At 57.5% G+C, this 14,400-nt stretch carries 15 protein-coding genes; 4 read left to right on the top strand and 11 right to left on the bottom strand.

Translation table 11 applies throughout. From position 1 onward, the window contains the following. Positions 1-59 precede the first annotated feature (59 nt). Positions 60-827 (bottom strand): SDR family oxidoreductase, encoded by a 768-nt coding sequence (locus tag BGC09_RS01390; RefSeq protein ID WP_069801413.1) that lies wholly within the window; start codon positions 825-827, stop codon positions 60-62. Positions 828-1,183: 356 nt separating this feature from the next. Between BGC09_RS01390 and BGC09_RS01385 the strand changes: the two genes are divergently transcribed. Beyond that, positions 1,184-1,657, top strand: coding sequence for a hypothetical protein (locus BGC09_RS01385; protein ID WP_069801412.1), 474 nt, complete (start codon positions 1,184-1,186; stop codon positions 1,655-1,657). A 29-nt stretch (positions 1,658-1,686) separates the two neighbouring features. Here the strand turns inward: BGC09_RS01385 and BGC09_RS01380 are convergent, their stop codons facing one another. The 6 genes from BGC09_RS01380 to BGC09_RS01360 all read right to left on the bottom strand — a co-directional run bounded on the left by BGC09_RS01380 (position 1,687) and on the right by BGC09_RS01360 (position 6,399). Next, positions 1,687-3,318, bottom strand: coding sequence for a sensor histidine kinase (locus tag BGC09_RS01380; RefSeq protein ID WP_069801411.1), 1,632 nt, complete (start codon positions 3,316-3,318; stop codon positions 1,687-1,689). A gap of 170 nt (positions 3,319-3,488) precedes the next feature. Further along, a complete protein-coding gene (locus BGC09_RS01375) occupies positions 3,489-4,163 on the bottom strand; it encodes a response regulator transcription factor (RefSeq protein WP_069801410.1) in 675 nt (224 codons plus the stop codon). A 458-nt stretch (positions 4,164-4,621) separates the two neighbouring features. Then, positions 4,622-4,942 carry a DUF805 domain-containing protein gene (locus tag BGC09_RS01370; protein WP_069801409.1) on the bottom strand — a complete coding sequence of 107 codons (321 nt, stop codon included), beginning with the start codon at positions 4,940-4,942 and terminating at the stop codon, positions 4,622-4,624. Positions 4,943-5,212: 270 nt separating this feature from the next. Continuing rightward, positions 5,213-5,545 (bottom strand): hypothetical protein, encoded by a 333-nt coding sequence (locus tag BGC09_RS01365; RefSeq protein WP_069801408.1) that lies wholly within the window; start codon positions 5,543-5,545, stop codon positions 5,213-5,215. Positions 5,546-5,670: 125 nt separating this feature from the next. Then, on the bottom strand, positions 5,671-5,979 hold the full coding sequence (locus tag BGC09_RS22420; protein ID WP_141727580.1) for a hypothetical protein: 309 nt from the start codon (positions 5,977-5,979) through the stop codon (positions 5,671-5,673). 30 nt (positions 5,980-6,009) lie between these two features. Next, the gene (locus BGC09_RS01360) at positions 6,010-6,399 is read right to left on the bottom strand and encodes a mCpol domain-containing protein (RefSeq protein WP_176728814.1); all 390 of its coding nucleotides are present in this window, start codon (positions 6,397-6,399) and stop codon (positions 6,010-6,012) included. A 352-nt stretch (positions 6,400-6,751) separates the two neighbouring features. Between BGC09_RS01360 and BGC09_RS01355 the strand changes: the two genes are divergently transcribed. Further along, complete coding sequence (locus BGC09_RS01355; protein ID WP_069801406.1) at positions 6,752-7,768, top strand: hypothetical protein; 1,017 nt, start codon at positions 6,752-6,754, stop codon at positions 7,766-7,768. A gap of 164 nt (positions 7,769-7,932) precedes the next feature. Next, on the top strand, positions 7,933-8,490 hold the full coding sequence (locus tag BGC09_RS01350) for an NYN domain-containing protein (protein ID WP_069801405.1): 558 nt from the start codon (positions 7,933-7,935) through the stop codon (positions 8,488-8,490). 160 nt (positions 8,491-8,650) lie between these two features. Here the strand turns inward: BGC09_RS01350 and BGC09_RS01345 are convergent, their stop codons facing one another. From BGC09_RS01345 to BGC09_RS01330, 4 genes are all read right to left on the bottom strand, one after another. Then, positions 8,651-9,445: a polyprenol monophosphomannose synthase gene (locus BGC09_RS01345; protein WP_069801404.1), complete on the bottom strand. Its 795-nt coding sequence runs from the start codon at positions 9,443-9,445 to the stop codon at positions 8,651-8,653. Positions 9,446-9,455: 10 nt separating this feature from the next. Continuing rightward, entirely contained in the window at positions 9,456-10,553 is a 1,098-nt protein-coding gene (locus BGC09_RS01340; RefSeq protein ID WP_069801403.1) for a lysylphosphatidylglycerol synthase transmembrane domain-containing protein, read from the bottom strand. Positions 10,554-10,574: 21 nt separating this feature from the next. After that, positions 10,575-11,612, bottom strand: coding sequence for a decaprenyl-phosphate phosphoribosyltransferase (locus BGC09_RS01335; protein ID WP_218103924.1), 1,038 nt, complete (start codon positions 11,610-11,612; stop codon positions 10,575-10,577). Positions 11,613-11,831: 219 nt separating this feature from the next. Further along, entirely contained in the window at positions 11,832-12,494 is a 663-nt protein-coding gene (locus tag BGC09_RS01330) for a Crp/Fnr family transcriptional regulator (protein WP_176728813.1), read from the bottom strand. A 555-nt stretch (positions 12,495-13,049) separates the two neighbouring features. Here BGC09_RS01330 and BGC09_RS01325 point away from each other — a divergent pair. Continuing rightward, the gene (locus tag BGC09_RS01325; protein ID WP_084657822.1) at positions 13,050-14,081 is read left to right on the top strand and encodes a P-loop NTPase; all 1,032 of its coding nucleotides are present in this window, start codon (positions 13,050-13,052) and stop codon (positions 14,079-14,081) included. Positions 14,082-14,400: the final 319 nt, after the last annotated feature.

The raw sequence follows: 14,400 nt of genomic DNA, 5'->3' as shown, positions 1-14,400 counted from the left end.
CGTCAGGCAGCCAGACCAGCGCAAGAGGCCAGACCTGTAGGTCTGGCCTCTTGCCGGGACTAGAGTGAGCCAGTATTGCGCATCAGGCCACCGTCAATGACAAAGGTAGCGCCAGTAACATAGGCTGCCGCGTCCGAGGCCAGGTAGAGAGCCAGGGCGGCTACCTCCTCGGGCTGGCCCATGCGATGGAGAGGAATCTCCGCTAGCAGCGCCTGATACTTCTGAGGGTCAGCTTTGACATCGGCGTCGATCGGGGTATCGATGGCCCCAGGGGCAATATTATTGACCGTGATTTGATGGGGAGCCAGCTCCAGACAGATTGTGCGCGTCAGCATGCGCAGACCTCCCTTGGCGCAACAATACGGTACGTTGAGCGGCATGGGCAGATCCTCATGCACCGAAGAAATGTTGATGATGCGCCCCGCTGTGCCTTGCCTGATCATCTGGCGGGCCGCCGCCTGGGCACAGAAAAATGCTCCCTTCAGGTCGACCGCCAGTACACGATCGAACTCCTCTTCTGTGACTTCAACAAAGGGGTGGTGGATCTCCATGCCAGCATTGTTGACCAGGATATCAAGACGCCCATAGTGTTCAACTGTCTCTTCGACAAGAGCCAGGGCCTGCCGATACTGCGCGACATCAGCCTGCACGACCAGAACCTTTCCCCCGGCCTGCTCGATACGCTGCTTTACCTCCGCAGCTTTCTCCTCTGCGTGAGCATAGCTGATGGCAAGGCGCGCCCCCTCGCTCGCAAAGCGCAGCGCAATGGCGCGTCCGATGCCGCTGTCGCCTCCCGTGATCAGCGCCACCTTCTCGGTTAATTGCATCGCTATTTTCTCCTCTTTAGAACCTCACTGAACCTGAACAGAAATATGAGCGCAGATCTCTCCGCTGTCAGCTGATCTTCTTCCTTCATTGAAGAACACGAGGAAGCGGAGCTCCTGGCTCCGCTCGCCTGTTCTCCCGCTATCGGCGCCGGCAGGGCAAAGGCCTGTCCAGGCTGCCGCCTCCCTATGGTAGAGTCACCAGGAGGGCTTCTATCCCGTGGAATCCTCGTGAGAGTGGCAAGTACTGAGCGGACAACATCGAGGAGGTCACCGTTGCGGGCTCCGCTTCCAGACAGTGAGCAAGCAAGCGTGGCTCTTGGTCTTATCTGCAGCCTGAAGGGAGGATGAAAACAGACATGGCAGAGAGCGCGGTCGTTGTAGGCGTCTTCGAGGATGTTGACCAGGCCCGACACGCCTATGAAAGCTTACGAGCGGAAGGTTTTGGGGCCGACTATGTTGGCCTGGCCAATCCCCAGGAAATGCGCAGGCCCCAACTGGATTTGAACTATCTCACGGAAGCTGGCATTCCCGGAGAAGAGGCCCGCTTCTATGCGCAAGAATTCCAGGCAGGGCGAGCCCTGGTTACCGTGCGCGTTGCCGGGCTGCCCCCTGCCAGTGCCCGCAAGGCCGTGGAACTCCTACAAGGTCACGGGGCCTATGATGCTCATTCGGGCCGTGGAGGGCACGGCCCCTATGCTCCCAATATTCGTACCGAGCAGCCTTCACCCTTTTTTGATCTCACTTATCCCGAGGACCTGGCCCAATCTGCTGACGAGCGGCCAGCCTCTCGCCCAGCAGAGGGTGCGGACTCATCCAGCCAACAGCCTTGAGGCGCAAGAGAGAGCGCCTCCACCCGGTCTCAGCTGCTCAGTGTTATCGAGCTGCTCTGACTACCAGCGGAGGCAATGGGCAGCCAGACGCTGAAGGTGCTGCCCTCACCGGGCACGCTCTCGGCCCCAATGCGACCGCCAAACTGCTCGACAAGCGTGCGGGCAATGGCCAGGCCGAGGCCCGTGCCCGGGCGCTGGCGAGCCCGGTCAGCGCGATAAAAGCGCTCGAAGATATGAGGAAGATCAACAGGATCAATGCCAATGCCCGTATCGCTGACGCGCAGAAGCGCCTCGTGGCCAAGGCGCTCCAGGGAGACTATCACTCGTCCTGGCTGCTGCTCACTTTCAGCAGGAGTATATTTCAGCGCGTTATCAAGCAAGATCAACATCAGACGGCGCAGCTTCTCCTCTTCACCACGCACACGAACAGGCTCAATATGGCCAATCTCTAGCTTGAGCGGGGAATCTTCAGCCTGAAGACGGAGGCGCAACTGGCGGATGAGGTGCAGCACGACTCGATCCAGCTCAACGACAGGGGGCAGAGCGCGACGGCCATTGCTGCCGGGGATAATCGCCTCCTCTTCTGCGTTCTGATGGGCAAAGCTGGCATCGGCCCGCGCCAAGAGCAGGAGATCATCTACGAGACGGGCCAGGCGCAGTGTCTCGCTATGGGCATCGCACAGCATGGTCCGCCGCTCCTCGGGTGGCAGCTCATCAATGTGACGCTGCAGGAACGCCAGATTACCCTGGATCGTTGTGAGGGGAGCGCGCAGCTCGTGTGAAGCATCAGCGATGAAGCGGCGTTGGGCCCGAATGGCATGCTCCAGGTCACTGAGCATGGCATTGAAAGAATCGATCACCAGGCCAATTTCGTCGTGGCGGCGTGGACGGGGAACGCGCAGGCTTAGATCACCAATGCGGGTGCCGCGGGCCGTGGCTTCCTTGATGGCGCGCGCCGTCGCCACGACGTCCTCCAGTGGACGGAGTATATGGCTGACAATGAACCAGCCACCAGCCAATGCCCCGATCAGAATGACAGCACTCGCCACCACCAGCAACGTCTTGAGCAGTAGGAGAATATTGTCGACGTCGTTGAACGACTTGGCCACAAGCAGCAGGCCAACGAGCGGCCCCTGACAGGTGGGAGCTGCCGTCGCGCTGACATTAGAAGGCAACCCACTCGCTGTCTTGCTCTGGCAGACCGGAAGCACGCCAACATACAGCCGGTCGCCGTTGACTTCGGTCGTATACCAGGCCTCCTGGCGGCGGAGAGCTGCATTCCAGGCCCCACTATTGCGCGGCAGCATATTGAGCTGGCTGCCATTCGAGGCGTACAGGACCTGGCCATTGGGGGTAAGGAGCGCGATGACAATCGGTGTGCGATAGAGATCAATATCATGAAAGTCAGGATTAAGAGGCATATAGGGTGGGGTTGGTTGCAGTTGGCGCTCGACATCCAGCAGGGCAGCATGACCGACAACGCGCGTATTTGTGACGACACTCTGATTGAGAGCACTGCTCGCCAGGAGAAAAATGAGGGAGCCGAAGGCCACCAGTGTGATCGTCAGGAGCAGACCATACCAAAAGACCAGGCGTAGGCGCAAGGTATGTGGCATGGCCCGCAGGCGGGCAGCTGCCCGAGTGGCACCAATCTCACCCATACACTTCTTCCATTTCCCTTGTCATTCAATCAACGTAAGCAGCGAGAGGACTCAGGCAAACCCAGGCAAATCACAAGGTCCTGGTCCTGGCTAAAGCGGCCTCTGCCCCGAAGCCTGTGAGAATCGACCTGCTCCTGAGCCAACGGAAGAAAGCCGCTGCCTGCAGGCCCCTACTCTTTGAGTACATAGCCGATGCCGCGCACCGTATGGATGAGCCGCGGCTCGCCGCCGGCTTCCAATTTCGAGCGCAGGTAGCCGATATAGACCTCTAGCACATTGGATGAGCCTTCAAAGTCGAGGCCCCAGACCCGCTCCATGATCAGATCGCGCGTGAGCACCTGGCGGGGGCGGCGCAGAAAGAGTGCCAGGAGCTCATACTCGGTCGGAGATAGCTCGATCTCACGCTGCCCGCGATAGGCGAGGCGTGTGCCGGTATCCAGGGTCAGGTCGGCATAGCGCAGCACTTCGCTGCGTTCGGCCTGGCTACGGCGCAGGAGAGCCATGACACGTGCCAGCAGCTCTTCGGGAGCAAAGGGCTTCACCAGATAATCGTCGGCCCCCATCTCGAAGCCCTTCACGCGATCAGGGATGGCATCGCGCGCAGTGAGCATCAAGACAGGCATCGTATCCCCGGCGGCACGCAGGCGACGGACCACTTCCAGCCCATCGATCCCGGGCAGCATGATGTCAAGGATCATCAGATCAGGGGGATGCTCCAGACTGCGCATCAGGGCCTCGTCGCCAGTAGAGGCAATGGCCACACTGTATCCTTCGTAGGCAAGAATTCTGCGCAGGAGGTTGGTGATGCGTGGATCATCGTCAACAACCAGGATATGCGCCTTCATAGGCCTCTCTCCGGGCTACTGGTGAGTCAGTCGCCTTGGCCAGTGACGCTTACTCTTGACGGTCAAGTCGAGCCAGGCCAACGCCTTACCAGGATCTACTGAGTCATAGAGAGGGAGAGAGGGAGAACCCAACAAGCTGCCAGCGAGCGCACCCTTCTGCCTCCTTCCTCAGACCCAGTATGCCAGCTTCCAATGAATGAATCCTTAGAATTGTCTGAGATGAGCCTGAGAGCACACAGTCGTTTTCTATTATAGCGTCGTTTGAGGGCGAGCAGCGCAAGCCTTCTCTGCAGGCAAGGGGATCAGTTTGGGGGAGTACGGCGCAGGGAGAGGAAGGAGCGAGGGCAGGCCAGCTATCTGCCCCCGCTGGGAGAAAGCTATGCATGTAGCAGGGCGACTAATCAAGCAGAACAGACAGGCGATAAGCGGGCTGGCCTACCGCGGCTTGTCTGTGAGGATCAGACTCGTGGAGGAAAGCCAGGTTGAGAGAAGGAACCGGGTCCAGAGGCTGGGGGAACGGCGCCCCCCTGCCACTGGCCAACATAGGCGCGCAGCCGCTCAAGTTCGTCCTGGACAGGCCAGCGACCGAAGGCCAGCACACAGAGCGCTATTAGATTGGCCAATGGGATCAGCATCAACAGGGCCCAGGCGCCGCTATAGCCAGCTTTGGCAAAGATTTGCCAGAAAATCAGCACGCCGAAAACAGCAATGACCAACCCAATTATACAGGAAAAGAGCAATGTAGATGTAAAAGCTGCAGCTATGGAATCCGATGACATTCCGTACTCCTTTCTCGTCGCTGTTGTAGGCTCAAGCTAAAGCCAGCATTAACCCTCATTATGACAAGTGAAGTGGGCCCTGCGGGTACTCGCGAGCGCCGCCGCGCTTGATAGGAGAGCAATCCAGTCCACTCAATAGGTAAACGCGCGAGGTCTCACATTCTTTCACTTCTCTGAACGGCTGTATGAGAAAGGCAAATGGGGTCCAGGAAAGGGGGCTTAGTGAGGCAGGTCCGGGCAGCTTCTCTTCCCGTCCTGCAGAACAGCAGCTTAGAGGCGGCGCCAGAAGGCAAGGCGTAGGTTGAGCCCTCCCAAGGCTTCGACGAGAGGCAATAGTGCCCCCACGATATTTAAGCCGACCAGCAGAGCAGTTATTAACCACTCTCCCCACTGAGGGAGGGCAAGCTGGCTAAGAATGATGATAAGTAGCGAAACGCAGATGGTGATAGCAATAGATATAAATTTCTGACGATTGCGACGCGCTGAGAAGATTTCTATATTGCTGAGCAATGGTGACCAATCTGGTAAAGGAATATACTCGTAATCACTACTCCCAAGCTCATGATAGAGGTACTCACCTTGTTTCTTCAACTCGAAAAGCATAACATGGGGCAGATCCTCAGCAAGGCAAGCGGTGAGAACATCGATCGCCACGCGCTTAGGCAGAGAAGTAATATCTACAAGAGCTTCTGCACCATAGGCACCTCTTAATCTAGAGATCTCTTTTCTTAAAAAAAATGATAATTTATTCTCTCAGTATGACGATAACTATATTTAACATACAAATCTTTATACAATTCCACCCATTCGGCAGGAATTGCCATTGATCGATATGCACCCTTACTTAATCCCAACAAAGCACCTCGCAATTTTTCATCGACTAGTTCCTCAAAATCACTAGAGTTACTAAAGGGAGCATATAAAATATTCACCATTACAATGCGATCGACCTCCAGCTGATCTACAGCGTAGGCTAATGTATTAATATAGGCTCCTGGTCTGGCTGAACCTACCAGAAGCAGCAAAGATCGAGGCATGACCTTCGCTCCTTACCAACGACATGACTCTTACCGGTGATAGTACATCAAGAGCCCCCCCCCACTGGCCTTGGCTAACTTCAGTCCTAGGTAGGCATCTTGAAGGCTTTCTCCAACGCCCATGGAGGCCGTACAACCCGTGAGTTCAGCAAAGCGTTGCAAAATCTGTTCGCACCATTCTTCATCAAAATCACCCAAGAAGAGGATACTATCCCCTGAGCAAAAGATGATATCTCCCTGCCTACCCCTTATCTGCCTCTTAATTTCCTCTATAGCCTCTGTCACTTTCTGACTGAATTCTCTTATCTCCTCCAGGTTATTCTGAATAAAGAGTGCCTCTATACTGGCCCCGATCTTATCGCCATCCAAACCATAAACCCTCTTCCTCTGGTAGGCTAATCGCTGCTCGATTACGCTCATCGATATTGACCTCTGAAACACAATCCATTCAACTATTAAGTATACAGCCAAAAAGCCAAAGGAACAATTCTTGCTTGAGTAGAGACAAGCAGACCAGCTATTCTTAGCAGAGCAAGGGTTAGCTTGGGAAGAATCGGCAAGTTGATCGAGGGCGCGCCAAGGAGGAGTCATCGTGTCAGGCACACTGCACCTTCTCTTGCCTGTAGGGTATACTCTTTAACAGAGGGGCCAAACCTTCCCTCCTCGTATTTCATCGACCGCTCGCCTCGCCGGACGAAGCCGACAGGTGGCGGCTTGCGGAGCAGCATCGCACTGTGCACAATTCGAAGCGAACGGAGATGGGCAGCGAGCCATGAACGAAGACATGCCAGGGCCAGACCAGCCGCCTCAGCAGCACGGCCAGCCGCGCAGCGCCCGGCGCATCTATCGTCCGCCGGCAACGGAGCACACTACAGTAGCCTGCAGCACCTGCGGGGCCATCTTTGCCCCCTCACACCTGCACCCAGAGCTGCGCCTGGCCAGCCCTGCTGTGCTGGAAGCTGCCCTGATGAGCATGTCTCATTTCTGCTTCCGCTGCCGCCGCGCCGCCTGTCCCGAATGCTGGGACCATGTGCACCGTATCTGCGGAGCCTGCGTCGCTGAGCTTGGCCTCCCCTTCCGCCGCGAAGTCCCCCCACTCGAAGGAGCCTTTTTTGCCCCGCCCCCACCAGCACCATCCTCCACCTCCACCTCCTCTGATCCCTGCACCTGCCAGATAAACCAGAGCAGCCCGACGCAAGAGCCTCTGCTCACCTGCCTCCAGGCCGGTCGCTTCCGCACCCTCAGCTCTCCCTCGGCCTTCATCGCGGCCATCGAGACAGTCGAAATGCAAAACGTGCAGCCTCTCCCCCCAACAAGCCCAGGTCCAGCCGCGCCGGCAGCACATCCCTCCCCCTCCACTCCCCCAACAGACAACACGGCGGCCACCGAGAGCAAAGCCATTCCTCCCTCCCTCCATCTTCCTGCCAACGAGCAGCCCCCCCTACTCCCTCCACCAGCCTCGTCCTCGACAGCCTCCCCATTCCTCCAGCAGACCACCCCCAGCCATAATCTGGCATCTCCCACACGCCTCACTCCCCGGACGACTTCCAAAGTCGCTCAAGACCAACCCGCTCACAGCATAGCCCAAAAAGAAGCCCACCAGCCGAGAGCGAGCGGTCTTCCCCTCTGGCTCTCTCTACCCCTGCTAGCCCTCCTGACGCTCGCCCTGGCAGCGATCTTGCTCGCCGAACTCTCAGCAGCCTTTAATGCCCTGCTGCTGCGAGCCATCCATATCGATATTCGTGGGACTATAAACCTCTTCCTCCAGTGGATACAATGGTTTCATTGAAGATCACTCCGCAGACCCCGGCTAAGGAGAGCAGAACCTTTGTCTGCCTGACAGCATCGACCGATACCGATCGTTCCTACGATCAGCATCTTCGACCAGAGCAGGCTGCCCGCTGGATAGAGGAGGCTTTCCTGCGCGGAATGCACGAGAGAGGACTGTGAACAATGGGACAATACATTCTCGTTGACGGCTACAACGTGATTCGACGCAATCCGCAGTTTCGCGCCGCCCTGGCTCAAAGCCTGGAAACCGCCCGCCAGCTCTTAATCACCCAGCTCGCCCATCGCTATCGCCATACCCCCTATCAGGTCACGGTCGTCTTCGATGGCGCAGGCAAACACGAGCAACACCTCTACGAGAGACGCATCCATATTATTTACTCACAACATGGTGAAAACGCCGATCAGGTCATTGCCCGCCTTGCCCGCGAGGCCCGCGCCGCCGGACATGAGGTCCAGCTTTTTAGCGACGATAGCGAGGTACGCCAGGCCGTCATCAGCCAGGGCGGCCTGGCCGAGTCCACCCAGGGCCTGGCCACCCGTTTGAACGCACCTCCACGCCGTCTGGCCCAGCGCTTCGCCCATCAGATACGGATGCGCGCCCTCTATGGGCTTGACCCCTCTTTCAAGCTAGAAGACTACGAAGATCAAGCTCCTTTCTCCAGGCACCATCGGCCTCAGCGCCACCAGCAACGCGGCCCGCAGAAAAAAAGACGCTACTGAAGCAACCTCACGCCCTCCATCAGCATGCCAGGCATGGCAGGAGAACAGTTCAGCCGCTTCAGTAGCGCGCGGCTCACCCATGTTTGCCCTTCCGGCTATCGCCAGGCCGCAAAGCGAAGAGAGCCGAAGCAACAAGCCACCTCACGGCAGGCACATGAGCTTAACGCGATGTCTCAGGTACCCGCTCGTGCTCTTCCTTTTCGGAGATCTCCCCCACCAGAACGGCCTCACGTCGTACCGGCGGTGGCAGCTGCGGCTTACGGCCCAACCGGGTGCGCAACACAAAGAGAAAGCCCTCAAAGACGATGGCTTTCGACATCTTGGACTGGCCGACTCGCCGATCCACAAAGACAATCGGCGTCTCGACAATGCGAAAGCCCTGACGCCAGACTCGATAGACGAGCTCAACCTGGAAGGCATATCCACGCGAGCGGATCGAGTCAAGATCGATGCTTTCAAGAACCTCGCGACGATAACAGCGATAGCCAGCCGTGCAGTCGCGCACCGGCAGACCCAGGAGGGTACGCGCGAAAATATTGCCACCCCCGCTGATCAGGCGCCGCAAGAAGGGCCAATTGGGTGTCGCCCCACCTTTGATATAGCGCGAACCAATTACCAGATCGGCCTCTTCAATGAGACGCAGAAAGTCAGGAAGATAGCGCGGATCATGCGAAAAGTCCGCGTCCATCTCAAAGGCAGCATCGTAGCCATGCTCCAGGGCATATTTGAAGCCTGTGATATAGGCCGTGCCCAGTCCGAGCTTCCCCGGACGATGCAACACATGCAGCCGCGCATCCTCTCTGGCTAGCTCCTCCGCCAGCTCCCCCGTACCATCAGGTGAATGGTCGTCCACAATCAGCACATCCGTCGCTGGCGCATAGCGAAAGATCTCCCCAATCAGGGGACGCAGGTTGTCTTTTTCGTTGTAGGTGGGAATGATGATCAGAGTTTTCATCGTCGATTGCTCACTCCCCGTTGCTTAGAGGTGCCGATGCCCGGGATAGATTGTAGCTTCCATCGGCTTCGGGCAGCATTGCATCAGAATCTGCAACTGTTGAGAAATACATCTTTTCTTCCTCATAAGGCTCCGGCGCGAAAAGTTTCTTGTATTGAGTAAGACGCAAAAGAAGCAATGCGATAACACCGAGCGCCAGACCAAACCACAGCGTACAGAAACGGATCAGCAGCGTTGCAGCCCCACCAATGACAGCAGAGGAAGAAACCAGCAGGCGGATCAGGCCAAGCAGGCTACCATCGGCGGTACCGAGGCCACCTGGCAGGCCGGAGGCAGAACCAACCAGAGAGGAGACCGCCAGAATGAAAGTAGCCTTCAGCAAGAGGTCAGGAGAGGCTGGCACACCCAGGCCGAGAAAGACAAAATAGAGCGCCAGACACTCCCCCGACCAGGAGAGAAAGCCAATGGCAATGGCCAACAAGAGAGGCCGCCAGCGAAGCAGCGTATAAGCGCTCTCATAGAAAGCGCGCAGCGGCTGCGCCAGACGCGCTAAGAGAGGCAGCCGCTCGCCAGCTGCGAGCACCCTCAAAGAGAGCGCACGATGCTGGATGAGCAGGATGATCCCCAAGCCTACCACCAGCAGGCTCAGGAGCACTTCCCAGCCAAAGCGATAGAAGATCAGACCCGTGGCCGCCAGCAGGAGCATCGCCAGCCCATCTGAAAGCCGCTCGGCCATAATGATCGGGGCCGTCCGGCTGATAGGTTCTCCCGTTGAACGCTTGAGCAGATAGGACTTCAATAGCTCTCCCACCTTGCCAGGCGTGATGGCCATCGACAGCCCCGAGAGAAAGATGAGGAAGCTGCTCAGACGCGGCAGGCGAATCTGCAAACGCTGAAGATAATACTGCCACTTGACAAAACGAAAACAGTAATTAAAGAGCGTCAAAGAGAGAATCAAGGGCAGGAAGGACCAGCGGAAGCTCGCTAGCGCTGTCAACATGCGCGGGAAGTCCGCATAGAGACCGATCGCCACCAGGACGATAAAAGCCAGCACCAGCGAAAACACTATGCCTGTGCGCACAGTCCGAAGCCGGCTCGCAGTCAACATAGGCCGATGATCCTCCTCTTGCTAAGACGGGAGCACGTAGAGAACCACAAAAATCACCGCAGCACACAACCCGACTGCCGCTAGAGTCGGGCGATCACGTAAGAGCACTTCCTCGGGACTGCCCCCCTCCATGCGCATATAGACCAGGTAGAGATAGCGAAAAAGGCCGTAGAGCACCAGGGGGATCGTCACCATGAGATGATGATCTCCCGTCGGCCCCTGGAAAGTATAGAGGCTGTAGGCCATGACCGTCGCAGCAGCAGTAATGGTGATCATCTGGTCCAGCAAGGGCAGACTGTATTCCTTCAGAATCTGCCGATGCGTGCTGGCCTCGCCCTGCAGCAATACCAGCTCATGCCGCCTCTTGTTGAGAGCCAGAAACAGCGAGAGCAGAATCGTTACCAGATAGAGCCAGGGGGAGATGACCACTGAGATGACTACGGCTCCCGCCAGAATACGCAACAGAAAACCACTCGCAATAATAAAGACATCCAGCAATACAACGTGCTTGAGCCGTACACTGTAGAGCACCATCAGGACGACGTAGGTCGCCAGCACAAGAGCGAAGAGCAGATCGCCCCCACCCAGGGAGCTGTAGGGCAGATGCTGGCCTCCCAGCGGAAGAAGAAAAATCACCAGTGTAAGCAGCCCTGCCGCGCCTAAGAGACAGCCCATGGCCACCAGGGCCCAGGAGATCGGTAGACGACCCGAGGCCAGGGGACGATTGCGCTTGCGAGGGTGACGCCGGTCGTTCTCTAGATCAAGCAGATCGTTCAACAAATAAATAAAACTTGAGACAAGGCAAAATGCTATAAAGGCGAGCAGAGCATGGATCAGCGGAGTCACTTCCAGGAGACGCTTCGCAAAGAGTATGCCAACAAAGAGCGCCAGATTCTTGGTCCACTGACGCGGACGCAAAGCCTGCAGTAAGGCCCCAAGTCGGGCCCCGAAGGTCACTGTCCTATCCTTCGCCACTTCTCCCACCCCGCCGCTGACCAATGTCACGTTTTGCTCGACCGGCTGCGATTGCTCTCTTTGATCGGTCAACGCTTCGTTCAATGGTCAAACGCTCCCTTCGCTGCCTTTAAACTGCACAATCCTGCAGGGCGACTACCCTGACCTTTGTGTGAAGACGAGCAGCGGGGAAAGGGAGTAACAGACCTGGCAGGAAGTCCGCCTTCTACTCCAACCCTGCCTTCCTTGGCTCTCTTCCCGACCTCCAGCCTTTCCCGATCTGCAGCCAGCCAGCGAGCCAGTACCCTTCAGTCCAGGCTTGCGCTAATAAATGCGCTCTTTCAATTCGGCTGGTCGCCGGAGCGTAATCCGATGATGACCAGTCGCGATATACCCCTTGGCGGAAAAATAGCCAAGCACCTTGTTGACGCTCTCACGAGAGGCTCCAACCATCGAAGCCAGGTCTTGCTGGGTAAGCCGGATGTCAATACGAACGCCGTCCTCGGTGGGCACCCCATGCAGCTCGGCCAGCTCTAGCAGCTTCTTGGCCACCCGTCCCGGCACGTCAAGAAAGATGAGGTCTTCAATCATCCGATCGGTGTTGCGCAAACGCCGCGAGAGCGACTCTAACATGTGAATGGCAATCCGCGGATTCTTGAGAATGGCACGGTGAAAGTTGTCACGCTGGAGTGTATAGCACTCCACACGCTCCAGAGCTACGGCATCCGCCGAGCGGGGTAAACCGTCCAGCAGGGCAAATTCGCCAAAATATTCGCCTTTCCCAAAGATGACCAGCGAAATTTCTTGACCATCCGGGCTGTTGATGGCAATCTTGACCTTGCCCTCCTTGATGATGTACAGTACTTGCCCCGGATCATCACGATGGAAGATGACCTCGCCGGGGCGAAAGGTTCGTTTCTTGGCAACCGCCATTAACTCGCGGAGATCGTCGTCGGGGAGTTCTGCAAAGCTCGATACCTGCTTCAAATACAGCATTTCATCTGTCGACATAAGCTATTCCCCTCTTGACCGTAGATGGCGGGACAGACAACGGCCATACTCAAACGAGTAAGCAAGTAGTCGCGCGGATCGCGAGTGAGTCCACCGGCCAGCTCTGCTGCATCAGTACCAGCGCAGAGCATCCGGCTCTGTCTCAGGTCAGAGCACTCGCTTGCCAACCAGGTCGTCGAGGTACGCCTGGTTAGACCGGACCTTTCGCGGCCATGATAACATACTGGCTCTGGCTGTGCAATGTCACTAGAAAGCTCTCTTCCCTTGATGTCGTTGGCTTTCTTGCTCGCTCGATCTCTCTCTCGCCGCTGTCTCTCAGACTTGGGCGAGCCGCTCTCCCTCCCTCCAGGAGCAGAGCATAGCCAGAGCCAGCTTCCCTGTGCTATAATACTTAGTGCACAAGTCGGAATTAAGTGCGAGAGCCACTTTGCGAAACCGACATAGGCACAAGAGAGAAACACCAACGCCGACCAGCCCGCTCCTGGCTGACAGAGGCGAGCTGGCCGACGAGAGGACGGGGTATCAGCTGATATGGCGGAGCTTATTACTGCCGATATGGTTATTCATGATGTGGTAACCAAGCACCCAGAGACCGTCAAGGTCTTCCACGGGTACGGGTTGCCCTGCACGGCGTGCGCGGTCGGTTCCCGCGAGAGCATCGCTGGGGGAGCGCGCACCCACCGTCTGCCTCCAGAGAAGCTGGACTTATTGCTCAAAGACCTTAATGCTGCTATTAAGGGTGAGCCGGTCTCTGTCGCGCCCAAAAAGGCGCCCGTTGGGCGGGGGATTCCACTAACAATGGCTTCCGGAGGCGGGCGCAAGATCAAGCACGTCATTGCCGTGATGAGCGGCAAAGGAGGTGTTGGCAAGTCGCTCGTCACTGGGCTGCTGGCAGTCTCTCTGCGGCGTCAGGGCTATCGTGTCGGCGTGCTCGATGCCGATATCACCGGACCAAGCATGGCGCGCATGTTCGGCCTGGGCACAAAACCAACAATGCTGCCCGATAACCGCATCCGCCCAGTGGAGAGTCGCGGCGGCATTAAGGTGATCTCCATGAACATGTTCCTGGGCGAGGAGAGCGACCCGGTGATCTGGCGCGGGCCAATGGTGGCCAAGGCCATCCAGCAGTTCTATAGCGATGTCGAATGGGACCTGCTCGATTTCTTGCTGGTCGATCTGCCGCCCGGAACCTCCGATGCTCCTTTGACGGTCATGCAGGCTGTGGTCCCCGATGGCGTGGTCATCGTCTCCTCGCCACAGCTCCTGGCGACAATGGTGGTCAAGAAGTGCATTAATATGGTGCGACACCTGAAGGGCACTATCATCGGCGTGGTGGAAAATATGGCCTACTTCGAGACCCCTTCGGGCGAGCGCTACGAGATCTTCGGCCCCAGCCAGGGCGCTGAGCTGGTCTCTATCACCGGTGCCCCGCTGCTCGCACAACTACCGATTGATCCCCAGGTTGCCGCCCTCTGTGACGCAGGTCGCATTGAAGAGTATGAATCGTCGGCCTACCAGCTACTGGCCGAGAACTTCTTGAATACGCTGAAGATCAAACGCTAAGTCCTGCCCTGCCGCTTCTTCTGTCGCATTGGCCACTCGCCAGCGGTCGGCTGGTGAGCTGCGCTCCCTCCGCCCGGCTCGTTGCAGCGGCCCCGCCCACCATCGGGCCGTCTGTTTCCGAGTTCCGGGGAATGCGTGAGAGGAAGAGGCCCGGAGCAGGAGTACACTGAAGCCCAGTCAGGTAAGCGGGGCACAGCGGACACCAAGGAGAGGAAAGCTCTGCAAGGATACGCTGCGCTGTGCCCCGCCAGGCTCTTCGCATCTCCCTCCCTCTCTCTTGCTCTCCTCTGGCATGATCCTCTCGCCGTCAGGCCCCAGC

Source organism: Thermogemmatispora onikobensis, from assembly GCF_001748285.1.
In the GTDB taxonomy this organism is placed as follows: Bacteria; Chloroflexota; Ktedonobacteria; order Ktedonobacterales; family Ktedonobacteraceae; genus Thermogemmatispora; species Thermogemmatispora onikobensis.
This window is presented reverse-complemented; position numbering and strand designations above follow the sequence as displayed.